The sequence below is a fragment of the Actinoplanes sp. L3-i22 genome (assembly GCF_019704555.1).
Lineage (GTDB): Bacteria > Actinomycetota > Actinomycetes > Mycobacteriales > Micromonosporaceae > Actinoplanes.
In genome coordinates this window covers 11,989,484-12,014,766 of sequence record NZ_AP024745.1, presented here as the reverse complement: position 1 = coordinate 12,014,766, position 25,283 = coordinate 11,989,484, and the positions used below count along the sequence as shown (strand labels likewise).

The 25,283-nt window shown below is 68.9% G+C and carries 20 protein-coding genes; 11 read left to right on the top strand and 9 right to left on the bottom strand.

The window, feature by feature from the left end:
* Positions 1 to 509: 509 nt before the first annotated feature.
* The 10 genes from rpmH to L3i22_RS53205 all read left to right on the top strand — a co-directional run bounded on the left by rpmH (position 510) and on the right by L3i22_RS53205 (position 13,343).
* Complete coding sequence (gene rpmH, locus L3i22_RS53250; protein ID WP_221324961.1) at positions 510 to 647, top strand: 50S ribosomal protein L34; 138 nt, start codon at positions 510 to 512, stop codon at positions 645 to 647.
* Positions 648 to 683: 36 nt separating this feature from the next.
* Positions 684 to 1,040, top strand: coding sequence for a ribonuclease P protein component (rnpA, locus tag L3i22_RS53245; protein WP_221324960.1), 357 nt, complete (start codon positions 684 to 686; stop codon positions 1,038 to 1,040).
* Positions 1,037 to 1,294, top strand: coding sequence for a membrane protein insertion efficiency factor YidD (gene yidD, locus L3i22_RS53240; protein ID WP_221324959.1), 258 nt, complete (start codon positions 1,037 to 1,039; stop codon positions 1,292 to 1,294). The genes rnpA and yidD overlap by 4 nt, the downstream gene beginning before the upstream one ends.
* 1 nt (position 1,295) lies before the next feature.
* Entirely contained in the window at positions 1,296 to 2,327 is a 1,032-nt protein-coding gene (yidC, locus tag L3i22_RS53235) for a membrane protein insertase YidC (RefSeq protein ID WP_221324958.1), read from the top strand.
* Between the two features lie 137 nt (positions 2,328 to 2,464).
* On the top strand, positions 2,465 to 3,049 hold the full coding sequence (locus tag L3i22_RS53230; protein ID WP_221324957.1) for a R3H domain-containing nucleic acid-binding protein: 585 nt from the start codon (positions 2,465 to 2,467) through the stop codon (positions 3,047 to 3,049).
* Between the two features lie 163 nt (positions 3,050 to 3,212).
* Complete coding sequence (gene rsmG, locus L3i22_RS53225; protein WP_255657844.1) at positions 3,213 to 4,028, top strand: 16S rRNA (guanine(527)-N(7))-methyltransferase RsmG; 816 nt, start codon at positions 3,213 to 3,215, stop codon at positions 4,026 to 4,028.
* Between the two features lie 1,311 nt (positions 4,029 to 5,339).
* On the top strand, positions 5,340 to 6,278 hold the full coding sequence (locus L3i22_RS53220; protein ID WP_370644595.1) for a ParA family protein: 939 nt from the start codon (positions 5,340 to 5,342) through the stop codon (positions 6,276 to 6,278).
* Positions 6,275 to 7,366: a ParB/RepB/Spo0J family partition protein gene (locus L3i22_RS53215; RefSeq protein ID WP_221324955.1), complete on the top strand. Its 1,092-nt coding sequence runs from the start codon at positions 6,275 to 6,277 to the stop codon at positions 7,364 to 7,366. The genes L3i22_RS53220 and L3i22_RS53215 overlap by 4 nt, the downstream gene beginning before the upstream one ends.
* A gap of 360 nt (positions 7,367 to 7,726) precedes the next feature.
* Positions 7,727 to 8,482 carry a VC0807 family protein gene (locus tag L3i22_RS53210; protein WP_221324954.1) on the top strand — a complete coding sequence of 252 codons (756 nt, stop codon included), beginning with the start codon at positions 7,727 to 7,729 and terminating at the stop codon, positions 8,480 to 8,482.
* A gap of 3,940 nt (positions 8,483 to 12,422) precedes the next feature.
* Entirely contained in the window at positions 12,423 to 13,343 is a 921-nt protein-coding gene (locus tag L3i22_RS53205; protein ID WP_255658808.1) for a hypothetical protein, read from the top strand.
* Between the two features lie 509 nt (positions 13,344 to 13,852).
* Here the strand turns inward: L3i22_RS53205 and L3i22_RS53200 are convergent.
* Together L3i22_RS53200 and L3i22_RS53195 are read right to left on the bottom strand one after the other, a co-directional pair.
* Complete coding sequence (locus tag L3i22_RS53200; RefSeq protein WP_255658807.1) at positions 13,853 to 14,791, bottom strand: D-alanine--D-alanine ligase; 939 nt, start codon at positions 14,789 to 14,791, stop codon at positions 13,853 to 13,855.
* Between the two features lie 395 nt (positions 14,792 to 15,186).
* Positions 15,187 to 16,485 (bottom strand): PLP-dependent aminotransferase family protein, encoded by a 1,299-nt coding sequence (locus tag L3i22_RS53195; RefSeq protein WP_221324952.1) that lies wholly within the window; start codon positions 16,483 to 16,485, stop codon positions 15,187 to 15,189.
* Positions 16,486 to 16,659: 174 nt separating this feature from the next.
* Between L3i22_RS53195 and L3i22_RS53190 the strand changes: the two genes are divergently transcribed.
* On the top strand, positions 16,660 to 17,310 hold the full coding sequence (locus L3i22_RS53190) for a GNAT family N-acetyltransferase (RefSeq protein WP_221324951.1): 651 nt from the start codon (positions 16,660 to 16,662) through the stop codon (positions 17,308 to 17,310).
* A 55-nt stretch (positions 17,311 to 17,365) separates the two neighbouring features.
* Here L3i22_RS53190 and L3i22_RS53185 read toward each other — a convergent pair whose 3' ends face one another.
* From L3i22_RS53185 to murJ, 7 genes are all read right to left on the bottom strand, one after another.
* On the bottom strand, positions 17,366 to 18,517 hold the full coding sequence (locus L3i22_RS53185; protein WP_221324950.1) for an N-acetylmuramoyl-L-alanine amidase: 1,152 nt from the start codon (positions 18,515 to 18,517) through the stop codon (positions 17,366 to 17,368).
* Positions 18,518 to 18,619: 102 nt separating this feature from the next.
* Entirely contained in the window at positions 18,620 to 18,937 is a 318-nt protein-coding gene (gene trxA / locus L3i22_RS53180; protein ID WP_221324949.1) for a thioredoxin, read from the bottom strand.
* A gap of 16 nt (positions 18,938 to 18,953) precedes the next feature.
* Positions 18,954 to 19,913, bottom strand: coding sequence for a thioredoxin-disulfide reductase (gene trxB / locus L3i22_RS53175; protein ID WP_221330606.1), 960 nt, complete (start codon positions 19,911 to 19,913; stop codon positions 18,954 to 18,956).
* 104 nt (positions 19,914 to 20,017) lie between these two features.
* Positions 20,018 to 20,929, bottom strand: coding sequence for a hypothetical protein (locus L3i22_RS53170; protein ID WP_221324948.1), 912 nt, complete (start codon positions 20,927 to 20,929; stop codon positions 20,018 to 20,020).
* Positions 20,926 to 21,651, bottom strand: a complete 726-nt coding sequence (gene sigM / locus L3i22_RS53165) for an RNA polymerase sigma factor SigM (RefSeq protein WP_221324947.1) — start codon at positions 21,649 to 21,651, stop codon at positions 20,926 to 20,928. Before sigM ends, L3i22_RS53170 begins: the two co-directional genes overlap by 4 nt.
* A gap of 92 nt (positions 21,652 to 21,743) precedes the next feature.
* A complete protein-coding gene (locus L3i22_RS53160; protein WP_221324946.1) occupies positions 21,744 to 23,324 on the bottom strand; it encodes a protein kinase family protein in 1,581 nt (526 codons plus the stop codon).
* Positions 23,325 to 23,507: 183 nt separating this feature from the next.
* On the bottom strand, positions 23,508 to 25,259 hold the full coding sequence (gene murJ, locus L3i22_RS53155; RefSeq protein WP_221324945.1) for a murein biosynthesis integral membrane protein MurJ: 1,752 nt from the start codon (positions 25,257 to 25,259) through the stop codon (positions 23,508 to 23,510).
* Positions 25,260 to 25,283 lie beyond the last annotated feature (24 nt).

The following is a 25,283-nucleotide window of genomic DNA, read 5'->3' as shown; positions in this document are numbered from 1 at the left end:
AGGCCGCCGATCGGCTCCCCTGACCAAGCACAGTCAACGCGCTGAACACGCACGGCGCCGCCGGCTATCCACAGGTTATCCACAACCCGTGGCGTTACCGATGGCGCTCCCGGCCGGATGGTCGGCAGATACACCGGAGCCTGTAGCGGCGCGGGCTTGAAACAGGCTCACCTGGCGAACGATCCACCTGCTTGTCCGGTTTTGGCCGCCGCTTCGCGGTATGCGTACGACCGGGTAAGACCAGCAACCGGGCACGCTAACAGCGCCTGGCAGGCGACGACAACCGCTGTCTCAGCCATCCTCTGCCCGTTCGCAGGAAAAGATTCACTTTGTGCGTGGAAAGACCTGGTGGCCGATCCGGGGTTCCTGCATGTCGACGTGCCGACCCAGGATATGGTTGACCGCTGCAACAGCCCTGCGTAGGGTTGAGCGGTTGCTCCGCCGCGCTCTGATAAAGTGGCGTCTTGCAGCTGGATGCCCCCTGACGTAGTTGAAGACGGAGTTCTGACGTGAGCAAGCGCACCTATCAGCCGAACAACCGCCGGCGCGCCAAGACCCACGGCTTCCGGCTGCGCATGCGCACCCGTGCCGGGCGCGCGATCCTTTCCGCTCGTCGTGGCAAGGGCCGCGACACGCTGTCGGCCTGAGCCGACACTTAGCCGGGTCGGAATGTCCAGGTAGTCGTGCTGGCCGCGACGCAGCGAGTGCGGCGTAGCGCGGATTTTGCCGCGGCGATCCGTGGTGGCCGCCGAGCGGGCCGCGGGACTCTGGTCGTTCACCTGCTTATCGAGGAGCCGGCGCACGCCTCCACGGCGCGCGCCGGCTTCGTCGTGTCCAAAGCAGTGGGCAACGCGGTGGTGCGCAACAGGGTGAAACGTCGGCTGCGTGATCTGGTCCGGCCGCTCCTCACCGACCTCCCACCAGGCGCTTTACTGGTGGTGCGGGCGTTGCCGCCGGCCTCTCAGGCGGAATATGCGGACCTCGGCAGCGATCTCACGAGCGCGCTCGCGTCGGCTCAGCGCCCCCGGCGGCCGCGATGAGCCTGGCTGCCCGGCTCCTGACCGCCGTGGTCGTCGCGTACCGTCGATACTTGAGTCCGGCGCTGCCGGCACGCTGTCGGTTCTATCCCTCGTGCAGCGCGTACGCCCAGGAGGCACTGACGCGGCACGGCGCCCTGCGGGGGACGGGCCTGGCGATCTGGCGGCTCCTACGTTGTCATCCCTTCCACCCTGGCGGGTACGACCCGGTGCCTGACCCGATCCGTCACCGTCCTGCCGATGTGACTGGAGCTTAGATTGAGTCTCGACTGGATCTACTACGCCATTTCGTGGATCCTCCTTCGCTGGCATGCCCTCTGGGACGCGATCGGGATTCCGGACGACCGAGTGCTGGGCACGAACTGGTCCTGGGTCCTTTCGATCTTCTTCCTGGTCGTGACGCTGCGCGTCATCCTCTTCCCGGTCTTCGTCAAGCAGATCAAGAGCCAGCGCGCGATGCAGGCGCTGCAGCCCAAGGTCAAAGCCCTGCAGGAGAAGCACAAGGGTGACCGGGAGACGCTCCAGAAAGAAATGATGGAGCTCTACAAGGTCGAGAAGGCCAACCCGCTGATGGGTTGCCTTCCGATGGTGCTGCAGATCCCGGTCTTCCTGGGCCTGTTCCACGTCCTCCGGCACCTGAACCCGAACCTGCCGGAGCACCTGAAGACGATCTACGGCTGGTCGCTCGAGCAGTTCACCAGCGCGTCCGGCGCGCACCTGTTCAACGCCCCGATCAGCGCCAAGTTCGGCTCGACCCCGGAAGAGCTCGCCGCCCTGGGCGCGAACGGGACGACGGTCAAGATCCTGGCCGCCATCCTGATCCTGCTGATGATGACGACCACGTTCCTGACCAGCCGGCAGATGATCCTGAAGACCGGCTGGGCCGAGGACCCGCAGCAGAAGATGGTGCAGCGGCTGATGCTCTACGGCATCCCGTTCTCGCTGCTGATCTCCGGCTCGCTGTTCCCGATCGGTGTGGTCATCTACTGGGTGACGAACAACCTGTTCACCCTGGGCCAGCAGCAGTGGGTGCTGCGGAAGTTCCCGCCGCCGCAGATGGCCGGCGCGAAGACCGGCTCGGGCACCCGGCCGGCGAACGCGACCGCCAGCGACCTCAAGGGCGCGAAGAACCCGGTGCAGCCGGGCCGCAGCGGTGGACTCTTCGGCCGGAAGAACGCTGTCGAGGAGCCGGCTCCGGTCGTTGACACCAAGGCGCTGGCCCCGAAGCCCGGCGCCAAACCGGTGAATCCGAAGAAGGGCGCCCGGCCGGCGAACAAACCCAAGGGATGATCGCGGCGCGGAGCCCGGCACGTCGGGCTCCGCGCGCTCCCCTTGCTACAGACCTCCCCGCGATACGTGCGCACGTCGGCGGCGCGGGAAACAGCGGACCGATTCTGGTCCGGCCCGAGTGACAACGGAGATGAACCGTGACCGACACCAGTACTCCCCCTGCATCCGACGCCACCGCTCCGGTTTCGGAATCGGCCGCGACGGCTGCGTCGTCGGAGGAGGCCTCCACGGAGGCGAAGAAGTCGGAGAGCGTCGCCTCGGACAGCGACCTGTTCCGGCAGAGCGAGATCGCCGCTGACTACATCGAGGGTCTGCTGGACATCCTCGACTACGACGGTGACATCGACGAGCTGGTCTCGGCCGGCCGGCCGATGGTCGAGGTCGTCGGTGATCGGCTGCAGCCGCTCGTCGGCCAGCGCGGTGCCACGCTGGAGGCGCTCCAGGAGCTGACCCGGCTGGCGATCTTCCGGGCCACCGGGTCGCCGAGCCGGATGCTGCTGGACATCGGCGGATACCGCGCGACCCGTCGCAAGGAGCTCGCCGCGGTGGCGCGCAACGCCGTCGAGAAGGTCAAGGCGCACGGCGAGGCGGTTCGGCTGGAGCCGATGTCGGCCTTCGAGCGCAAGTGCGTGCACGACGTGGTGAACGCGATCGCGGGTGTGCAGAGCGAGTCCGAGGGCGTGGAGCCGGCTCGGCGCATCGTGGTTCGTGTGGCGGATTGAGATGACCGACCCACGCTTCGGCGCGGGTGACCTCGGCCCGGGCGTTTCGTCGCCCGGGCCGTCGTCTTTCCCGGCCGCTTCCGGTTCTACTTCCGCTGCTTCGTACTCTTCCCGGCCCGGCCTTGCGCCGAGTGCCGGCGTCGACCCGCCCGACGTCTCCTCGGTGGATGTCCGGCGGCCGCCGGAGTCGCTGTCCGAGGTTGCCGCCGCGGTCTTCGGGGACCGGCTCGAGCTGGCCGGGCGCTTCACCCAGCTGCTGGCGACCGAGGGTGTGGTGCGTGGGCTGATCGGTCCGCGGGAGACGCCCCGGCTCTGGGAGAGGCACCTGGTCAACTGCGGAGTTATGTCCCAGTTGTTCCCTATCGGCGCTTCGGTGGTCGACGTGGGCTCTGGTGCCGGTTTGCCCGGTATCGTGCTGGCTGTGGCCCGGCCTGATCTTGCGATCACGCTGGTCGAGCCGCTTGCCCGGCGTACCTCCTTCCTGATCGAGGCGGTCGACGAGCTCGACCTGGCCAACGTCAGGGTCGTGCGCGGCCGGGCCGAAGAAGTGGTCGATCAGGCCGGCGGTGCGGACATCGTCACGGCGCGAGCCGTGGCGGCGCTGGACCGGCTGGCCGGGTGGTGCCTGCCGTTGGCTCGGGTCGGGGGCCGGCTGCTGGCGCTCAAGGGGGCGTCGGCGGAGGAGGAGATCGGGGAGCACGCGGCCGCGGTCGCACGGATCGGCGGCGGGGTGCCGGAGATCCGGCTCTGCGGGGTCGGGCTGATCGAGCCGCCGGCGACGGTGGTGGAGATCGTCAAGGAGCGGGACGTACCGGTGGCTCGCGGGTCCGGAGCTGGTGGGAAGTCCAAGCGGGGCGGGTCCGGGGCGGGCGGTGCTCGTGGTGGTCGGTCCGGCCAGGGTGGCCGGGCCGGAGGGTCCGGTGGCTGGGCGACCGATGAGGGTCGCGGCGGCGGACGGGGGAATACACGGAGGGGTTAGATGGGCCGGCGGGGTGCGAAGAGGCGCAATGCGCGCCCTAACCCATCAAAGACTTTTGACGTACGGGCGGAGCAGCGCGGCGGTGAGCCTCCGTCCGGGCCGGTTGATGGCGCCGCGTCGGCCGGCGATGTCGCGTCGGCCGGCGACTTCATGTCGGCCGGCACCGGGGCGGGGCGGCCTGGGCGGCGTGATGGGCGGGCTGGGCGGCCTGCTGGGCAGGGCTTCGTAGCCGGGGAACGGTCGGCGGGTGCCGCGCGGTCGGGCGGTGCGGCCGTTGAGTCGTCGCTGGGGGGTGCGGCATCTTCGGGTGGCAACGGGCCACGGAGTGCGTCGACACGCGGCTCAGGTGGGTCTGTGGCGGGCGCCGGGCGGTCCCGGGAGGGCCGTCGACGTGCGGATCTTCCCGCCAACGCTCGTAACGCGGGCGGCGGTGCCGATAAAGGGGGCGGCCGGTCCCGTGCTGCGGAGTCGGCGGTGACTGGTCGAGGTTCCGCGGTGTCTTCGGAACGCGATGTTTCACGGGAAACATTCACACCCGGGCGTACGGGCCGGTCCGCTGATCCGGGCGCTGCTCAGCTGTCCGGACACGCGTTGGATGGACGGGGAGCCGTGCTGGGTGAGTCAGTGGAGACCATGGGGGCCGTTGAAGCTCTCGGGGCGTCGGGATTGTCTGGTTCGCCGGGAGCGCTCGGGCTGCTCGATGGTGCTGATTCCGGAGGCACGTCGGCCGGCAATGGCCGTACGGGAAACCTCTCCGGTGTTGATTCTGAATTTGATCCTCGGGTTGGTCCGGAGCACTTGGAGTACTTTGACCCGTCCGAGACCGCTAGGTATGGCGGCGATTTGCGGCTTGTGTCAGGTGTGATGGTCTTTGTCAATGCCCCTGTGGACAACAATGCGGCGTTGCGCTCGACTCATCCTGTGCACGAACATGGCGACGCTCGCCCGGCGGCCGTAGGCTGGCCAGGCGTCGATAGTGTGGACCGGATCTCTCCCGCCGGGACACACGTTTCGCCGGCCGACCCGTTCCTAGCCAACAGGGATAAAGCGGTGCATGAGTACGGTGTTTCACGTGAAACCGAGTCGCCTCTCGACCGGTCGTCGGGAGTGAGCGCAGGCGGGCTGCACGCCGGTGACCAGGGCGTTCCGCAGCCGCGGCCAGGCGGATATCACCCCACGGCCTCAGGTACGACCTATGGGTACGGCTCACCTCCGCCGTCTCAGCCGGATGACTTCCGTGGACCCGCACCATCGCCGAGGTCCGGTCCTCCGGTCCCCGGGAATGCTGCTGGTGGCCCTACTTCGTCCGGTATCTCCACTTCTGGTGCGTCTGTTCAGCCTGACGAGCATGTTTCACGTGAAACGCCGGGCGGGGATGAGGACGATCCGCCCCTGGCCATGGAAGCGTTGCGAGCTGTGCAGATCCTCAACCCGAGCGGCGAGATCATCATGCCGCGCCCGGACCACCCGCGGGTGATTTGCGTCGCCAATCAGAAGGGCGGGGTCGGCAAGACGACCACCACGGTGAACCTGGCGGTGGCGCTCGCGCTTCACGGCAACCGGGTGCTCGTGGTCGACCTGGACCCGCAGGGCAACGCCTCCACCGGCCTCAACGTGCCGCACCACGCCGGCGTTCCGGACGTCTACGACTGCCTGATCGACAACGTGCCGCTGGCCGAGGTGGCTCAGTCCGTCGAGGGCATTCCGAACCTGTACTGCGTGCCGGCCACGATCGACCTGGCCGGCGCCGAGATCGAGCTGGTGTCGGTGGTGGCCCGTGAGTCCCGCCTGGCCCGTGCGATCGCCGGCCACCCCGAGAAGTTCGACTACGTCTTCATCGACTGCCCGCCGTCGCTTGGCCTGCTGACGGTCAACGCGCTCTGCGCGGCGCAGGAGGTGCTGATTCCGATCCAGTGTGAGTACTACGCGCTGGAGGGCCTCAACCAGCTGATCAACAACATCAACCTGGTACGGCAGCACCTGAACCCGACGCTGGACGTCTCGACGATCCTGCTGACCATGTACGACCGGCGCACGCGGCTGGCCGACGCGGTGGAGCAGGACGTCCGGAACCACTTCGGAACCAAGGTTTTGAACGCGGTAATTCCCCGTAACGTGCGGGTGTCGGAGGCTCCGAGCTACGGCCAGTCGGTGATGACCTACGATCCGGGATCAAGGGGAGCAACCAGCTACTTCGAGGCTGCTCTCGAGATCGCGATGCGTGGGGTCGACACAGGAGGCACGGCATGAAGAACCGTCCGCGGGGAGGCCTGGGCCGAGGCCTGGGTGCACTGATCCCCACGGCGCCTGCCGCTGAGCCGGCCGAGAATGGCGCGGACATCGCCCCGGTGTCGGCGATTCCGACCACGGCGGTCGCCGTTGCGCCCGATGGCCTGCCGTCCTCGGCTCCCTCCGCCTCGTCGTCGCCGGCTGTTGCTCCGCCTGCTCCGTCGCAGGCGTCGGGCAACGAGATGGAGCTCGCGCCGGTTCCGGGGGCCCGCTTTGCCGAGCTGCCGGTCGGGTCGATCGAGCCGAATGCCAAGCAGCCTCGGCACGTCTTCGACGAGGAAGCGCTCGAGGAACTCAAGATCTCTATCCAGGAGATCGGCTTTTTGCAGCCGATCGTGGTGCGGGATCTTGGGGATGGGCGCTACGAGCTGGTCATGGGCGAGCGTCGGTGGCGTGCGGCCCAGGCCGTGGGCAAGGAGACGATCCCGGCGATCATCCGGGACACTCCTGACGATGCCATGCTCCGGGACGCGCTGCTGGAGAACATCCATCGGGCGAATCTGAACCCGCTCGAAGAGGCGGCGGCGTATTCGCAGCTGCTCGAGGAGTTCGGGGTTTCGCACGAGGAGCTGGCTCGGCGGATCGGGCGTAGTCGGCCGCAGATCTCCAACACCATCCGGTTGATGAACCTGCCGGCGCCGGTGCAGCGGCGGGTTGCCGCGGGAGTGCTCTCGGCAGGGCATGCTCGGGCGCTGCTCGGGTTGAACGGGTCTGAGGCTCAGGAAGAGCTCGCCAAGCGGATCGTGGCCGAAGGGCTGTCCGTTCGTGCGACCGAAGAGATCGTGAAGCTGGCTGAGTCGGAAGGGCCGGCCAAGAAGGCGGCGCCGGCTCGGCGGGCGAGGGTGCATGCGCCGGGTTTGAACGATCTTGCCGAGCGGCTGTCGGATCGGTTCGACACCCGGGTGAAGGTCGACATCGGGCGGAACAAAGGCAAGATCACGATCGAGTTCGCTACCGTGGATGATCTTGAGCGCATAGTGAGCATGATTGGTGTTGAGGAAGAAGGGGCCCGGTCTGATGGCTCCGACGGCACCGAGGGTTCTGACTGAGGTTTGATCGGAGACTCTGTCGACGGGATCTTGGTTGCGGGGTTGCCCGCGGAGTTCTGGTCGAGTGGTCCTCGATTGTTCCGGGTTAAGGCGTGCGTTTTCGAACGCGCGCCTTTCTCATTTCTCGGGTTCCGGCCTCGAATTTCGGTTCTGTCAGAGCCATTCTCCTGGGATTTCTGATCTGTCGCCTGGGGGGCGTTGGCGACTTTCGGATGGGCTTTTTGGGGCTTTGCGATGACGACGGCGTCGTGTCCATCGAGTGGTTGACAGCCGGCCTCCGTGGCTCGGTCGTCCCGTGGCCGGGGTGTCGGCGGCGAGGATCTGTGTATCGCCGACACAGATCCTCGAAGGAGAACCGCGATGCGACTCGACGCCCGGATGACTGCCATGATCCGCTCGATGGTGGCGGACCTCGGTCTGCCCGTGATCACCTACTACGGGTTGCACGCGCTGGGTGCCGACGACACGACCGCCCTTCTGGCCGGGACGGTGGCGGCCGGCGTACGGCTGGTGTGGGTGGCGGTTCGGAGCCGGGCGGTCAGCTACTTCTCGATGGTGATGGGTGCGGTGTTCGGGGTCGGGCTGCTCTTCACTCTGTTGACCGGGGATGCGCGCTTCCTGCTGATCAAGCATTCGGTGATGTCGGCGGTGATCGGATCGCTGTTTCTTTTTACCGCCTTCTGGGGGAGCAAGCCGTTGACGCTGTCGGCGCAGCAGAGCTTCATGCCCGCGAGGGCGGCAGAGATCGCAGCCGAGTACGCGAGCAATCCGGCGGTTCGGCGCGGGCATCGGGTGGCGTCGGTGGTGTGGGGTCTCGGGTTGTTGAGTGAGGCAGCGCTCCGAGCCGTCCTGGTCTACCTCCTGCCGGTCGACGTCATGGTGGGCCTGTCCACAGTTCTGACCGTTGTGACGTTCACACTGTTGATCGGTTGGAATGCGCGCTACATCGCCGCGGCCCAGAAGCGAGCAGCAGCAAGCACCCTCGTCGCCGCTGCCCCGGTCCCTGCCGCTGCCGCTGCCCCTGCCGCTGCCCCTGCCGCTGTCCCGGCCGCTGCCGCTGTCCCGGCCGCTGCCCCTTCCGCTGTCCCGGCCGCTGTTGCTGTCCCGGTCGCTTAATCGCGTCTCTGTCTCCTCGCGCCCCGCAGCCCCGGCCCTGTGTCTGCCCCTGCCCTAACCCTGCCGACGCTGTTGCCTGCCACCGTGTGCCGCGCTGCTTGGTGTTGGCCTCTGCTGGCAGGCGCTGCGGCGCCTCATGATGTCGTCTGCCACCACGTGCCGCGACAGTTGTCATTGCTCGGTCTGCCACGACGCCCATCGGTTCGGCCGCGCTCTCGTTGTGCTGCATGTCGTGGCACCAGCTGGCCGGCCCACAGGAACGGCGACTGACGCACTGCGGCACCACTGTTTGACGCTGCGCGTCGCGGCCTTGGCGATTGTCGGCCAGACCCTGGAGCGCCGCCGCCACGTGGCCGCGAGCTGGCGGTGCCTTTATCCACCCGAGGCGACTGAGCTAGCGAGATCGTTTTTTGGCCTTGGATTTGTAGCGCAACCTGGCAGAGGCCATCCCCACGTTTCACGTGAAACATGCATCGGCCGCGTCGAGATGGGCCAGCAGCTCAAGCCATCCGACCCGGCCTCCTGCATCGGCATCCAGCCGGCTCGCCCGGGATCTCGGCCAGTTGGCTAGCTCCAGCCATCTCGGCTTGGTGGTCATCGCGGCCTGGTGGCTATTCCGGAATGGCGGCCCGCTGCGGCTCAAACGGCGAACGGAGAGCCGCGATCGCAGCGGTGCGCTGGCTGGTTCCGCGTCCGGTAGAGGTCGTGATTGCTAGTCGGGGGCAGAACGCGGATGGATACCCTCGTCCATCCAAGCCCGGCACCTGGTCGCCCCTACTCGCGGTCTTGGAGTCGGCTTCTCCTGCCGGCGGCGTCTTCCATCCGCGCTCCGCGCCCTGATTCAGTCGGGCTCCGCGCCTTGACTCGGTCGTGCTCCGGCGCTCCGGCGCCCCGGCTTTGTTCTCTTGCTGCTTGGCTTGCCCAGGCTTTGTGGTCGCAGCGCGCCTCGGACTCTGCTCTGGCTCGGCGGTCGACATGGCGTGCAATGTTCTGGCCGTCTGCTAACCGCCGATCCGATCCCCTTGGCCTCGATGCACGTTTCACGTGAAACGTAGACGTCCAACCCCCTCGCTGATCTCGAACGGCCAGTTGCGACGAGTGTGGCGATCGGCGTGGAAGCGGAGGTTCTCGTGGCTGCCCACCCTCGTCGAGATGAGCTCTAGGCCGCCGTAGGCATCGCTCAGCCTTGCCTTTGGATCGTCTCGATGCGGAGGCGCTTAGGTCACCGAGACGCTGGAGCAGGAAGGTGCCAGGGGCAGGAGGGTGCTGGGCCCGAGGGTGCCGGGGCAGGTGAGTGCGGGGCAGGTGAGTGCGGAGCAGGAGGGCGCGGGGCGGGGAGGTCTCAGGGCCAGGGAGATGCGCTGGGGCTCGGAGGGGCTCAGGTCGAAGTCTTCGCGACGGTCGGGTATCTCCTTGTGGTGACTCCCCTGTGCGGTACGTCTAGCCGCAACGGCTTGGCCGCCGGCAGAGTGGTTCCGAGTTGAGGTCGGAGGAGTCGGCTGCCTTGTCAGTTGGAGGACGCGGCGAACTGGTTGCCAGCACAGCCAGTTGAGGCCGCGCCATCGTCGGGCGACAGTGCGGATAGGTCAGGCGACAGTGCGGATAGCAAGCCGGCCGGACCGGCTCGGCCCAGCTTGTTGCTTGCCGCAGGAGAGCCGCCCGATCTTGGCGTTCCTGTCGCCGAGCAACGATGGGGGCTTCCTGACGGGGTACGTCGGCATCGAAGTCGGGCGGGCTTGCCGCCGAAGGGTTACTCGCTCGTTCCGCTGATCGAGGGAGAGGTTGGTTGATCCCGGGTACCCGCGATTGATTTCTTGAGGTGGCGGCCCAGAGCTAGGCCTGGGCGAGCTGTGGCTCATCCGGAGACCGTCGGCTTGTCGAGGGTCGTGTTGCGCGCGTGGTGTTTCACGTGAAACGTGCGTTAGCGGGTCGCAACGAAGGCGAAGGTCGAATGCTGGCGCCTCGTCGGACTTTCGCCCCCAGAGGGTTCCCGCCTTGCTCCGCACTGCTGCGTCTCCGGCAGGGCGGGGAGTCCGTCGACCTACGGGAGATTCAGTCGACCTAGACGAGATGCAACAGAAGGCGCCTTGGAGCAGAAGCGGCACCGAGGTGAGGTTCGGAGATGAGTCCGGAGGTATGGGGGCGACCCATCTGTGGTTCCACGTGAAACCAGATTTAAGTGGGCGGCAGAGAAACTCCACGTGCGGCATGTGTGGTTCGCGGACCAGAGGTCCTGCCGCGGCAACTGCGTCGGCCAGCGGGCCAACGCGGTTACTGCGGCCAGCGGGCCAACGCGGTACTGCGGCCAGCGGGCCCAGCGGTGCGAATCGCGTATGCGGGACCGGCCCTGGCGCGCGATGGGCTCTCGGCGCGTGCTGGGAACACGGGTGATAGCCGGACGAGAGCTCGGACCCTGAGGCAGGGCGTTTGTGAGCCACCGGGTCGGATCGGGCCGGAGATCGGGCAAGACACAGTTGCCAGCAAGGCCTGCGGACCTCTGCTGAGATCGGCGGGCCTTGGGTGAGATCGGCCGGCCTTGGGGGAATGGACGGCCTCGGGTGAGGTTGAGTGCGGAGGCTGCACTGCGGGCCTGGGTCATCGCACAGAATCGCCGATCGGGCTGAACGGTCAGGCCCCCCATGTCGCGCTGCCCGTTGTCGGGGGTGTGGGGATGGGGCGCTCGATATCGGGGCAGCGAGCCAGGGGCCCGCCGCGGAGCTGGGCCCTGGAGTTGGGATCGCAGGACTGAGTCGTAGGCCGGGTCGGCGCCGGGTTGCAGCACTGGGCTGTGTGGCAGCGAGATGGGTCGGCTCGAAGTCTCTATGCCGCTGTCCGCGCGCAAAGGTCGGATGCGGGTCGTTCCGGATCCGAGCCGAAATGAGTGCGGCGCGAGATGAATGACCGCCGAATGTGTGGCGACCGAGATGGGCACGGGCAGGGCAAGCACCGGCGGTGGGCATCGGCCGGGATGGGCATCGGCCGAGCGGGCGAGAGGGGCAGCGTTGGCCGGGAGGTGTGGCGGCCGCGATGGGCAAGGCTGGCGAGGGATAGGGCGGGCGAGGGGCCGGAGCGCGGCCGGGACTGGGACCTCGATGGCGCCGAGCTGAGGAGACGCCTTTGGCAGCGTTCGGTCGCGCAGCGGTTAATCGCGTGGAGCGGTGGAGCGGTGGAGCGGTGGAGCGGTGGAGCGGTAGAGCGGTAGAGCGGTAGAGCGGTAGAGCGGTAGAGCGGTGGAGCGGTGGAGCCGGCGATGCGGCGATGCGGCGATGCGGGGTCTGCCCTGTCTGGCGTGGGGCGGGGCCACGTCGGCTTGCTGCTAGCGGGCTGGAGCGTGGCCGGCTTGGGTTTGACGGGGTGCAGGGGTGGGCTGGTTTGGGAGCTGTCGTTCGTGGGTTTGGCCTGGAGGTCGTTCGAGGGCGGGTCGAACGTGCGCGTTGGAGGCCTGGGGAGCTGGCTGGGGTGCTGGTTTTGGGCCGGCGTTTGGAGGCTTCGCCGTAGAAGGACTTTCGGGTTTGAGGTGGGGCTCACATCTCCGAAACGGGGCCTGGTGGGGTGTCTGGTTCATGGGCGGGCGCCATTATCCACAGGGTGTGTGTTGTGGGAGTTGAGCATGGGGCGGGACCCGTTTCACGTGAAACGACGTTGATGGCCTGGGAGTTGTCCACTGCGCTATCCACAGGGGGCGCAAGCGTTCTACGTCGAGTTTCACGTGAAACGGGTGGGGCTGTGGATAACTTCTGTGGATAACTTTTGGTCGGATGTGGGGAGCGACACGTGCTCACGACGGTCAAACTGTGCGGGTGCGAAGAGTGGCTTAGAGATCAGGAATTTGGCTCCGCGCCGGGCCTTTGCGGACATCCCCACGATCGTGCGAAATTGACCCGGGACAGCCCGTCCTGACCTGGGCTAAGGTCACGTCGTGTCCGAGAACACCGCCCCCCTGCCTGACTTCACCCGCTGGCCGTCGTTCCCGTTCGAAGGGGACATGCGAGTCAAGAAACTCGCCCCGCCGGTGGAGGTGGAGCCGCCGCGGAGCGGTGAGGACGGTTCGGATTGCGTTGCCTGCGGGACGTCGGATGATGCGTACATCTGGGTCTCGGAACGCTGGCGAGTCCGGGCGATGGACCGGCCCACGGGGCTCCCGATGGTTTTGATCTTGGAGTGCCGGTCGCATCTCGACCTTGGCGACCTGCCCAACCTCCTGGCGGCCGAGCTCGGCGTGATGACGGTCCGGCTCGAGCGCGCGATCCGCTCGCTCGACGGCGTTGCCCGCGTCCACGTGAACCGATGGGGCGACGGCTCGGCGCACCTGCACATGTGGTTCCTGGCACGGCCCTACGGCCGGCTGCAGCTGCGCGGAACCTTCCTGTCGCTCTGGGACGACATCCTGCCGGTCATCCCCGAACACACCTGGCGAGAGAACCTCGCACTCGTCGCCGCCTGGCTCGCCGACTTCGGTGGCAAGGCGATTGCGGAGCCGGCCCACATCGCTTGGGAGTCGCCGTCGATCTACAACGTTCCCGGGACCGGAGCGCAGGAAGACCGCGAGGAAGGCCGTCGTCCGGCAACGCTAGGCGACGTCCAGGAGGACGCGGTGCCGGCTGATTCCCGGGTACGGCATAACGACGATCCGTCCGCCGGCAGCGCCCCGGGAAGCGGCCCGCTTGTGGACCCGACCGCTCCCCAGGCCGAAGACGCGGAGTCCGACAGTGCACCCGCTAGGTCATCCGTGCTCGGAACGGCCAACTCCGACAGCGACCCGACCGTCGGCCTGTCGGCGGGAAAGGGTTTCGTCGGCACGGGAGTGTTGAGTACCGGAGCCGGCGGAGTTGCTGCGGGTGCGGGCGAGCCGGAGTCGTAGCCCCGCCAACTTTCGATGTTTCACGTGAAACGGCCGCCTCGGGGCGGTCGTTTTCGTTTAGGACGAGAGCAAGGGCTGATGAGTCGGCGCCCGTGATCGGGGCCAGGGGGCTGGGTCGAATGGCTGCGGCGAGGTGTCGAGCTTGGAGAGGCGCCTTGCCGGGGAGCGGCTGCAGAACAGCGGCCGGACGGGTGGGCGAAGGTGAGTGGCTGTGGGGCAGGTGCCGGACGGCGAAGGTGAGTGGCCGGACCGCGAAGGTGAGCGGCTGCAGGACAACTGCCGGACCGCGAGGGTGAGTGGCCGGACCGCGAGGGTGAGTTGCTGGACGGCGAGGGTGAGTTGCTGGACGGCGAAGTGAGCGGCCGGATGGAGAGGGCGAGAGCAAGGGGGCGATGGAGGTGAGGGCAGAGGCGGCGGAGGTGGGAGCAGGGCCGGTTGTGGAGGACTGGCTGAGACGAGAAACGGGCGCCACCCCTGAGGGGTAACGCCCGTCCCGAAACGGATCCGGATCAGGTCCGCCGAGCTCGCCCAACCGCTCGCTCCACCAGGGCCCCGAGCACCGCTCCGAAATCAACCCCGGCGGCCTGCACCGCCAACGGCAGCAACGACGTCTCGGTCATCCCCGGCGACACGTTGCACCCGAGAACCTGCGGTTCCCCGTCCTCCGAAACGATCACGTCGATCCGGGAGAGGTCTCGCAACCCGAGCGCCTTGTACGCCTCCAACGCCGTCTCCGACACCCGAGCCGCCACCGCCGGGTCGAGCCGGGCCGGCACATGCCAGGTGGTCAGCCCGGCGGTATACCGAGCGGCGTAGTCATACACCCCGTCCCGCGGCACGATCTCCACGATCGGGAGCGCCGACGGGCCGGTCCCGAGGTCCAGGATCGACACGGCCAGGCTGGTGCCCGGCACATACCGCTCCACGAGCGCCGTCGAGTCGTACCCAAAGCACCCCACCATCGCAGCCGGAAGATCGGCCGCCTCCCGGACCACCGCGGCCCCCAGCCCGGACCCGCCCTGGGCGGGCTTGACCATCAACGGCAGCCCGAGCCGGGACACGATCCGATCGAGGACAGCGACCGCCCCGAGCTCGGAGAACCGATCGTGCGGAAGCGCCACCCAGTCCGGGGTGGGAATCCCGGCCTCGCGCAGCCGCGCCTTGGCGGACGGCTTGTCCCAGGCGAGCCGGGCGGTCCGCGCGTCCGCCCCGACATAGGGCACCCCGCACAGGTCGAGCACCCCACGAAGCGATCCGTCCTCACCGGTCGCCCCGTGCAGCGCGATCACCACGGCGTCCGGCGGGTCGGCCTGCAACGCCGGCAGCAGCGTCACGTCCGCGTCGTGCAGGTCGGCCTCGATGCCGGTGGACTTCAGCGCGTCCAGCACCCGGCGCCCGGAGCGGAGCGAGACGTCCCGCTCATACGAGAGCCCGCCGGCCAGCACCAGGACCCGCAGATCGTCCCGAGCGCCGGAGGCACGAGCGCCCGACGAACTAGCGCTGGACGAACTAGCACTGGACGAACGAGCGCCGGACGAACTGGCGCCCAACGAAGCCGAGCCGCCCGCGGAAGCACGGGAGCCCGCCGTAGCCGACATGCTCGTGGAAGCGCCGGAGCCCGCCGGATCCCACGTGCCCGCGGAAGCGCCGGAGCCCACCGGACCAGAGGCGCCCGTGGCGGCACCGGATCCCGCCTGAGCAAAGGCACCAGACCCCGCCGGAGCAAAGGAGCCAGCGGAGCCAGCGGAGACACCCGTGGAAGCGGTGGAACTCGCGGAAGCAGCGGCACCGACGGAAGCGGCACCGCCAGAAGACCCAGATGAACCCGTACCCATAGGGGTGATCATGCCAAGTCAGGACCGGGAGTGTCCGCAGCGGCCGGACCACGGCGGCGCTGGGACGAAATGGCGGCGGAGCCGCCGAAGACAGCGCGCGTAGCCAACTCCTGCTCCATCACCCCGGACAGGCGTCGCACGCCCTCACGAAGCCGCTCCGGCGCGGAGAACGAGAAGTTGAGGCGCATGTTGCCGCGCCCGGTCCCATCGGCGTAGAAGCCGGTTCCGGGCACGTAGGCGACCCGAGCCGCGATCGCCCGCGGCATCATCGCCTTGGAGTCGAGCCCCTCGGGCAGGGTGGCCCAGACAAACAGGCCGCCGGCCGGCCGGGTCCAGGTCGTGCCGGCCGGCATCAGGTCGGTCAGCGCGCTCAGCAGTGCGTCCCGGCGCTCCCGGTAGATCTCCCGGTACACCTTGACCTGCTCGCGCCACGGCATGGTGGTCAGGTATTGGGTGACGGCGCCCTGCGCGAACGCGCTCGGGCAGAGCACGTTCGCCTCGCTCATCATGACCAGCTTCTCCCGCACGGCGTGCGGCGCGAGGACCCAGCCGACGCGCAGACCGGGCGCGAACGTCTTGGAGAACGTGCTGCAGTAGAAGACGCCCTCGCGGCGGCGCGCCCGCAGCGGCCGGGGCGCGTCCCCTTCGAAGGACAACATCCCGTACGGATCGTCCTCGACGACCAGCAGCCCGGCCCGCTCGCAGATGTCCAGGACCTCCTCGCGCCGCGCGTCGGAGAGCGTCACGCCGGCCGGGTTCTGGAAGGTCGGGATCGTGTAGAGGAACTTGGCCCGCGGATTTGCCGCAATCGCTTCCTGGAGTGCTGCCGGGATCAACCCGTCGGCGTCCATTGCCACGTGCCGCACCTGTGCCTGGGCGGCCTGGAAGACGCCGAGTGCGCCGACGTAGGTCGGCCCCTCGGCGAGCACCACGTCGCCCGGATCCAGGAACAGCCGGGCCAGCAGGTCGAGCGCCTGCTGCCCGCCGACGGTCACGACCACGTCGTCGGGGGAGGCGCCGGTGATGCCGGACAGGCTCATCACCTCGCAGATCTGCTCGCGCAGCTCGATCGTGCCCTGACCGATTCCGTACTGCAGGCTGGTGGCGCCCTGCTCGGAGCCGAGCCGGTTGAGCATCTCGCCGACCGCGTCCAGCGGCAGCGCGGCAATGTACGGCGACCCACCGGCCAGCGACACGACCTCGGGCCGGCTGGCGACGGCGAACAGCGCCCGGATCTCCGACGTCGTCATTCCCCGGACCCGGCGCGCATACCGATCGGTGTAGTCATCCTGAGTAGTACCGGTCATTCGGCTCTCACCCCTCGAACTAAACGTGAACTCCGGCCAGCCTAAACGCCGAGTGCATCGAGAGGGGTCACCCATTGTCCGACCTGCTCCCGTTCATGGGTATAACGACGTACGATTTCCAGGGCGCGGCCAGCGCCGGTTTCGGTCCGTCCAGCCAGCGCAGGGGGTCCCGCGATGTCGCGACGCCTGGTCAATCTCACCCTCGACACTCTCGAGGACCTGCCCCGGCCGTGCCGGGCATGTGTCTATTGGGAGCTGGATCCGGTCTCCGCCGAGCGGGCCTGTGCCTCCGGCGATCCGGGTCTGGAGAAGGAGGCGTGGGTTTCCCAGACGCTCCTGGAGTGGGGTTCCTGCGGAAAGTTGGCGTATGTCGACGGCATGCCGGCCGGCTTCGTGATGTACGCGCCACCCGCCTACGTGCCCCGCTCGATGGCGTTCCCCACGTCCCCGGTCAGCGCCGATGCCGCGCTGCTCACCACGGCCAACGTGGTGCCCGCGTTCGCCGGCGGCGGCCTGGGCCGGATGCTCGTGCAGGGCGTCGCCCGTGATCTGACCAAGCGCGGGGTGAAGGCGATCGAGGCGTTCGGCGACGCGAAGCCGGACGAGGAGAAGGAGGGCGCGTGTGTCGCGCCGGTCGACTTCTTCCTGTCGGTGGGCTTCAAGACGGTCCGCCCGCACCCGCGTTACCCGCGGCTGCGCCTGGAGCTGCGCACCGCGCTGTCCTGGAAGTCGGATGTCGAATACGCGCTGGAGAAGCTGCTCGGCTCGATGAGCCCGGAGAAGCTGCTCCGCCCGATGCCCGCGACCAGTTCCATCGAGAACTAGCCGCGGGCCCGAAGAGCAAAAGGGCAGAAAAAGCCAAAGATCAAAACACGATTGCCTACGTACGCTCGGCCAGCGCCATCCGCAGCTGCCGCACGTCGATCGACCCGGTCGGCACGTCCCGCTCGACCGGGAAGTACATCCGCTGCACCGCGGCCAGCACGGCCTCCACGATCTGCTCCCGGAACATCGGGTTGATCAGCCGCTCGCGATCCACCGGCGAGGTCAGGTAACCCAGGTCCACCCGGACCGTCGGCATCCGGGTCAGCCGCAGCAGATCCCAGGTCTTGGCGTGGGTCCGGCAGTCGTGCATCCCGGTCCGCACGACGATCTCGCGCTGCACCAGGTGGGCGAGCCGTTCACCGACGGTCGAACTGGTCCCGCTGTCGGTCCCGTAGTGGTAGGTCGCCACGCCTTCCGCGGCCGTCGACTCCTGCCCGTCGAGGTGCAGCGAGATCAGCAGGTCGGCGCCGAGGCTGTTGGCCAGCGCGGCCCGGTCGGCGCCGCTCATCGGCTCGGCGGGCTGCGGGCCGCGGGTCAGGTGCACCCGCATGCCGGCCGCGGCCAGCCGGCCCTCGAGCCGGGCGGCGAGGTCGAACACCAGGTCCGCCTCGGTCCAGCGGAGCGGCCCGTCGGGCACCACCACGCCGGAGTCGTCGCCACCGCCGTGACCGGGGTCGATCACGATGGTCTTGCCGACCAGGTTCGGCCCGGACTGGCGGAACGCCTCGGCCTCGCGCAGCCACTGCGGGCGGCCGCCGACGACCTTGCGGCCGAGCCGGCGCAGCGCCTTCATGGTCTGCGGGCCGCAGGATCCGTCCGGGGTGAGGCCGACCTCGCGCTGGAACTGGGCGACCGCCCGGGCGGTCCGTGCGCCGTAGACCGAGTCGGACCGGCCGGCGTCGTAGCCCATCTCGAGCATGCGCTCCTGCAGGGCGCGAACGTCCTCCCCGGTCAGCGCGTCCGGCACGGAGTGGAACAGGGTGCGCGCGCCGAGCCGCCAGCGTGCGCCGTCCAGCGCACGCCAGGTCTCGTCACCGACCATGCCGTCCACTCCGAGGCCACGGCTCTGCTGGAAGGCCCGGACGGCATTCTCCAGACTCTCGTCGAAGAGGTCCGGTTCCAGCTCGGTCAGCAATTCCAGGCCGGCCAGGATCGACCGGATCTCGGAAACGGCAGGACCGGTGTCTCCGCGTCGGATGGACCGCACTCACGACTCCCTAGGGGCGAGAAGGGACGACCTTCCGGAGCGTACTCCGGCGGACAAAGAGCGCCCCGCGTCCCAGTGCGGACGCGGGGCGGCAGAAAACGATCAGAGAGCCGATTCGATGAAGTTGACCAGGAAACTCTTCGGCTTCGCACCGGTCACCAGGTTCACCCGTTCGCCACCCTTGAAGATGGCCAGGGTCGGCACCGACATCACCTGGTAGGCGAGCGCCGTCTGCGGGTTCTCGTCAATGTTGACCTTGACGATCTCCACCTGCGAGCCCAGCTCCGAGTCGGCGATCTCGGCGAGCAGCGGGTCGACCTTCCTGCACGGCACACACCACTCGGCCCAGAAATCCACCAGCACTGGCTTGTCGGACTCCAGCACGTCGACGGCGAACGACTTGTCGGTGACGACCTTCACGAGGACCCTCCCGGTCTTACAGCTCTACGAATGAAGCGATGAAGCGCTCGGCGTCCAGCGCCGCGGCACAACCGGTGCCGGATGCGGTGATGGCCTGCCGGTACGTGTGGTCGACCAGGTCACCCGCGGCGAACACACCCGCGACGTTGGTCCGGGTGCTGGGCGACTGCACCTTCACATAGCCCTCGTCGTCCAGCTCGACCTGACCCTTGAAGAGCTCGCTGCGCGGGTCGTGGCCGATCGCCACGAACACGCCGGTCACGTCGAGAACCCTGGTTTCCCCAGAAACCACGTTCTTCAATCGAACGCCGACGACCTTGCCGTCCTCGCCGAGAACCTCCTCGACGACCGAGTTCCACTCGACCTTGATCTTCTCGTTGTCGAACGCGCGCTTCTGCATGACCTTGCTGGCCCGGAAGCTGTCCCGCCGGTGCACGATCGTCACCGTCTCGGCGAAGCGGGTGAGGAACGTCGCCTCCTCCATCGCGGAGTCACCGCCGCCGACCACCACGATGTGCTGGTTGCGGAAGAAGAAGCCGTCACAGGTGGCACAGGCCGACACGCCGTGGCCGAGCAGCTCCTGCTCGCCGGGCACACCGATCGGGCGCCACGCGGAGCCGGTCGCCAGGATCACGGCGCGGGCGAAGTACTGCTGGTCGCCGACCCAGACTGTCTTGAGGCCCTCGGTGCCGGCCTCGGTGGGCTTGTCGGTCAGCTCGACGCGGCTCACGTCGTCGGTGATGAACTCGGCACCGAACTTCTCGGCCTGCGCGCGCATGTTGTCCATGAGCTCCGGGCCCATGATGCCGTCGCGGTGACCGGGGAAGTTCTCCACCTCGGTGGTCGTCATCAGCGCACCGCCGGACTGCACGCCCTCGATCACCAAAGGCTTCAGCTCGGCGCGGGCGGCATACAACGCCGCCGTATAGCCGGAGGGCCCCGAACCGATGATGATCAGATTGCGGACCTCGTCCACTGCCGACTCCTCCAGGTATGTGTCCACGCCGGTAGAACGCCATGCTAGGCATTCACCATTCCCCCCGGTCCGGCTCGTGTCCGACCTCACGCCGGGGGTGCTGCTCAGCGTACCGGGACGGAACCCAGGGTGTCCGCGTCGCCACCGGGCAATCCGCAGTCGACGCCACTGGCCCAGGCCCACTCGCCGTTGGCCGCGGTGAACCGGACCACCAGCGCCGGTTTACCGGTGAACCGGGCGTAGTCGACCGACAGGACGCTGAGCAGGCCGCCACCGTTCTCCTGGGCGATCGCGTCGAGGCAGTCCAGCAGCGCGTCCGGGGCCCGCAGCCGGGCCAGCCGGACATCGTCGCCGGCGAAGTTGGTCTCGCTCTGCGGCTCGCTCGGCAGTTGGCTCCGCGGCTGGCTCGAGCCGGCCAGGCTCTCGCCGGTGGTGCGGTTCACCAGCTGGCCGAGCGTGCCGAGGGTGTAGTCGTTGCCGCTGGCCATGGTCTCGGCGGGCGCCGCGGCCACCATGCCGCCGGCATCCCCCGCCGCGGCCTTCGAGGAGGAAGCCGCGTCGTCGGCGCTGTCCTGCGACTGGCTGAGCAGGCCGTACCCGAACAGGCCGACGACGCCGGCGGCGATGCCGATCGGCGCGGCGATGCGGACCCAGCGGTTGTTGCCGCGCTTGCGGCGCCGCTCGGCAAGATCCAAGACCGCTTGCGGTACGGCGTCAGCCGGGCTCACGACCGCATCGACGGGCACCGCCTCGGCCGGCACCGGAAGCGGCTCGCGAGCCAGCACGGCGTCCAGTCGAGCCACCACGTCCGCCGGCATCGGCTCCACCGGCAGGTCGCCGAGCAGCGCCCCGACGGTCGCCATCTCCGGCGCCAGCAGCTCGTAGGCGTCCTGCCAGGCCGGCTCGGCGGCGATCAGCGCGGCCACCCGCTCCGACTCCGGGGTGCCGTCCAGGGCGCCACCGACATAGTCGGCCAGCAGGTCGATGTCGACCCCGTGGAACTCGGCGCCCGTCACCGCTGGTCCCTCCGTTCACGCCCGGTCGGTGGCGACGTCACCGTGCCACTCGACCTGGATGGGACGTCCCCGCCACCGGTCCGGTTCCCATCGTGCCCCGAGTCACTGTGACCGTCCCGCAGCTCGCGCAACGACAGCGCCATCCGGGCCCGGCCGCGGGCGCACCGGCTCTTCACCGTCCCCTCGGCGATCCCGAGCATCTCGGCGGCCTCGGCCACCCCGTACCCCTGCACGTCGACCAGGACGATCGCGGCGCGCTGGTCGACCGGCAGGGCGGCGAGCGCGTCCCGGACGAGCAGCACGGTGTCCTGGTCCGGGGTGGGGGCGACCGGTTCCGGACCGGTCGGCTGGTCGTCCCGGCTGCCGTCCGGCAGCGGGACGGTCGGGTGCGCCCGGCGCCGGCGGAGCCGGTCCAGGCAGGCGTTCACCACGATCCGGTGCAGCCAGGTGGTGACGGCCGAGTCGCCACGGAAACTCGCGGCCGCCCGGTGTGCCGAGAGCAGCGCGTCCTGGACCGCGTCGGCGGCCTCCTCGCGGTCCCCGGTGGTGCGCAGGGCGACCGCCCAGAGCCGGTCCCGGTGCCGGCGGACCAGCTCGCCGAACGCCTCCGGATCACCGGCGACGTGGGCACGCACCAGCTCGGCGTCGCTCGGCTCGGGGTCGCCCCCACCGGGTCCGCCGGGCGGTACGTCCCGGAAAGTCACGCCAGCAATGTATGCCATCCGTGCGGTCCGCGTGGTGTCACCCCGCGTCACGAAACAGGGGCGGTTCCCCGACCGGGAACCGCCCCTGAAACACCGCTCGAAAGCGCTGCTCAGTAGCCGTACAGCTGAATGTCGTTGACGTCGACCTGGTAACCCGGGGTGTCCTCGTTGCGTGGCAACTTGGTGATGAAGACCAGTACGTACTGGTACTTCTTGTCCGGGTCGAAGCCGTTCAGGATCTGCTTGTCGCCGGTGTTGGTGTCGGCGCTGTCGGCGTCGCTGACCTTGGTGTAGGTCTTGACGATCTGCTTGTCGCCGTTCGAGTTGTCGCCCGGGTCCTTGGTGCCGACCCGGAGGTCGACGACGGCGCCGGGGGCGGACAACGCGACCCGGACCTCGGAGAGCGCCCGCGCCTCCGGCAGGTGGATCAGGACCCCCATGCCGGGCTTGCCGCCGCCGAAGTTCGGCTGCAGATAGTACGACAGCTGCCAGGCGGTCTTCGGGTCGTTGTCGACCACGAAGTCCGACTCGCCGGTGTCCTTGCGCTCGCCGTTCGGCGGGTCGACGATCCGGACCATGTCGGCGGTCAGCGGGATCTGCTTGGGCGGGCCGAGCGGGTCCTCACTGGCCGTGCCGGCGCCGTCGGGCTGGGCACCCGCGCCGGCCTGGACCGGTGTGGAGGCCGACGCGTCCGGCTTGCTCGAGTTGTTGATCGCGCGGATGCCGAAGACCAGACCGATCACCGCGATGATCACCAGCGCGCCGACCCCGAGCAGGATCTTGGGCGTGCTCCGGGCGGACTCGCTCGGAGCGCCACCGGCCTGCACGAACCGCAGCGGGCCGACGTCCTCGAACTCCTCCTCCTCGGCCGCCGCGTCCAGCCGGCCGAGCTCGGCGGTGAGCGCCTCCGCGGACGGCACCGCGACCCGGCGATCCAACAGGTCCATCGTCAGATCGTCGAGGTAGGCCGGGACTCCGGCCCGGGACTGCCGCGGGGCGGCCGGCGTGCCGGCACTGTCGCGGATCGCGTCCGGCAGCGCGGCGCGCCCGGTCTCGGCCTGCGGCCAGTGGCCGGTGAGCGCGAAGTAGAGCAGGCCACCGACCGCACGGACATCGGCCTCCGGACTGTCCGCCGCGTCGGCCCGGGCATCCGCCAGGACCACGCGGTTGTCGTCGCCGATCAGCGCGGTGCCGGGGTGCACGTTGCCGTGGATCATCCCGGTGGCGTGCACGGCGGTCAGGGCGTCGGCGATCGAATGGGCGATCGCGATCGCCCGGGACGGGTCCAGCGGACCCTCGGCGGCGATCAGATCGCGCAGCGACTCGCCGTCGACCCACTCGCGCACCACGTAAGCGCGCTGCTCTTCGTCGATGGCGTCGTAGACACCGACCAGATTGGGGTGGAGCACCCGACTCGCGGCGACCGCGGCCTGCAGCATCTCGGCGGCGGAGTCGCCACCGGGGTGCCGGAGCACGACGGCGACCGGTCGCCGCAGCACCACATCGATCCCGCGCCAGACCTGGCGGCCGGCGCTGTCGTTGTTGACGTGCTGCTCGAGCTGATAACGCTCGGCCAGGATCTCACCGACGGCGGGTTCACCGAAGGTCAAAACCGGTCCGGCCTCGTCGGCCGCGGTCTCGTGGCCTTCGCCGACCTGGGTCACCAGTCCTCCCTCGGTGGTGCATGCCATGGGTGCTCAAGGCAATGGTGTGCCCGAGCACATGCCGACAACGACCATACCCGTACTCGGCCATGCTCCGGCAGGTCGTCCCCCCGGCGCGGCATCGGCGCGGCCCCGTACGAACGGGTGGTTTTCCCTGCAGTCCGGGTGAAAAGCACCTGTTCAGGGCAGGTCTGGCACGCGCCGGGCCGATCAGCGGCCGATTTTGCGGCGCACCATGCCGACGACCTGGCTGATCTCCTGGACCCGCAGCATGATCGCGGCGACCAGGTAGGCGACCAGGATCACCGCGCCGCCGACGACGAGCTGGACCAGCGACTGGACCCGGCCGTCCGGCGAGCCGGCGCCCGGCAGCAGGCGCACCACCAGGTAGCCGAGCGCGGCGGCCACCGCCGCGGCGATCGCGACCCGGAGCAGCGAGGAGGCCACCGAGCCGAGGTTGAGCCGGCCCACCTTGCGGCGCAGCACGATGAGCGAGAGCACCGCCGAGACCAGGTACGAGATCGCGTTGGCGGCGGTCATCCCGGCGGCCAGCAGGCCCTTGCTCAGCATCGCGGCGAGGACCAGGTACGCGACGATCCGGATCACCACCACCGGCAGGTTGATCAGCGAGACGGTCTTGTTGCCCTGCAGCGAGTAGAACGCGTACGTGCAGAGGTAGCTCACCGACAGCGGGATGACGGCGAACGCCGCGACGGTCAGCACCGTGCCGGTGTCCAGCGCCTCGGCGTGGGTGTAGTTGCCGCCCTCGAAGAGCATCACCGAGATCGGCACGCCGAGCACCGCGTAGATCACCGAGATCGGCGCGAGCGCGGCCACGGTGAGCTTGATGCCCCGGGTGAGGTCCGCGCTGACGTCGGCGAACCGGCCCTCGGCGGCGGCCGCGCTCATCTTCGGCAGCAACGCGGTCATCACCGAGACGCCGATGATGCCGTGCGCCATCATGGTCAGCAGGAAGACGTTGTTGAAGGCCAGCACGCTGGCGCTGCCCTTGCCGGCAACCCGGTTCAGGATCTTGACCATGACGAAGACGGCGACCTGGTTGGCCGCGACGTAGCAGAGCATCCAGCCGGCCAGCCGGCCGATCTCGCCGAGGCCGAGCGAGCGCGGGTCCCAGTTGAACTTCCAGCGGAAGCCGACCTTGCGCAGCGCCGGCAGCAGGCCGAGCGCCTGCACCACCATGCCGAGCAGGGTGCCGCCGCCGACCAGGGCGATCTGCGCGACGGTGATGTTCTCCACGGTCACACCGCGGCCGAAGATCAGCAGGAACAGGCCGGCGGTGGCGATCACCACCAGGTTGTTCAGGATCGGCGCCCACATCGGCGCGGCGAAGTGCCCGCGCACGTTCAGCACCGCGCCGATCAGCGCGGAGACGCCGGTGAAGAAGATGATCGGCAGGATCAGGTACGCGAAGTGGGTGACCAGGTCCTTGTAGGCCGCGCTGTTCTCCGAGCTGGCCTGGATCGCGGTGATCACCGGGGCGGCCGCCACCACCAGCAGCGCCGCCAGGCCGAGGCTGACCACCGCGAAGGTGAGCAGTTTCTGGGTGAACGCCTGGCCGCCGTCCGGGTCCGCCTTGCGCCGCCGCACCAGCAGCGGGATCAGCACGCTGGACAGGATGCCGCCGAGCAGCAGCTCGTAGATCTGGTTCGGCAGGAACTGGGCGCTGGTGTACGCGTCGCCGACGCCGGCGCCGAGCGCCATGCCGATCAGCGCGTTGCGGACGAAGCCGATGATCCGGCTGACCAGGCTGCCGATCGCCATGATCGCGCTCTGCCCGGTGGTGCTGCCGTCGCCGTCCCCCGGGACGTTCTCCGGGGGCAGCGCCTGGTCACCACCGGCGGTCGGCAGCTGGTCGTCGACCGAGACGACCGTGACGCCGTCCTCCGGTCGCGGTTCGCCGTCCGGCGCCGCGTGCGTGCTGCGGTACAGGCCGCCGTTCACCCATGCCTCCCGAGCCGTACCGAT